Genomic DNA, 629 nt, shown 5'->3' with positions numbered 1-629 from the left:
GCGGGCCGACGATGATGAGCCAGCCGGTCATCCCGCAGCCATTGTCGCTGATGAGGATCGCCCCCCGGCCGCGTTCCAGGTACCAGGCCTCGTCACCGGCGTCGCCGAAGACGGTGCGGTAGTCGTCCAGGTAGTCGTCCTCATCGCGGGTCGTGGGCTCGTACCCGGCGGCGCGCAGGGTCGCCATCTGCCGGTCGGCCCAGCCTTCCGTCTCGACGAACGGCCCGCCGGAGTCCGGCAGCCAGTGGTACCCCCCGTCCCAGAGCCATCCCCATGCCCCGTCGATCCGGCACAACGACGTGAGGTGGCGCGCCGGGCCGGGGCCGCCGGCCCCGACCTCCGCCACAAACGTGCGGTACTCGTCGGGGAGCGTGACGCCGAGCTGTGCTTCCACCTCCGCGATCTCGGCGGGTGTCAGGACAGGCTCGAACACCGGGAATCCAGACATCTCACAGCCACGCGCCCGCCGTTCGGCCTCCTCCACGGCGATGACGCGTTCCCGGACTCCGGACCAGTCCACATGCGTGTCCACAGCTCTCCCATCGACGGCGAGCACGGACACTAGGGCCTGTGTGATGTTGTGATCAGGTGAGCGGTCGCACGAGGTCGTCTATCCAGATCATCGAGGC

At 69.2% G+C, this 629-nt stretch carries 1 protein-coding gene; it reads right to left on the bottom strand.

Features of this window, described 5'->3' with window-relative positions; all coding sequences use genetic code 11:
• Nucleotides 1-562 (bottom strand): SMI1/KNR4 family protein (locus AA75_RS37885; protein WP_149038620.1); only part of this gene is annotated, 562 nt, incomplete at its 3' end.
• Between the last annotated feature and the right edge of the window lie 67 nt (nt 563-629).

The organism is Kitasatospora sp. MBT63, assembly GCF_000710465.2.
In the GTDB taxonomy this organism is placed as follows: domain Bacteria; phylum Actinomycetota; class Actinomycetes; order Streptomycetales; family Streptomycetaceae; genus Kitasatospora.
This window is presented reverse-complemented; position numbering and strand designations above follow the sequence as displayed.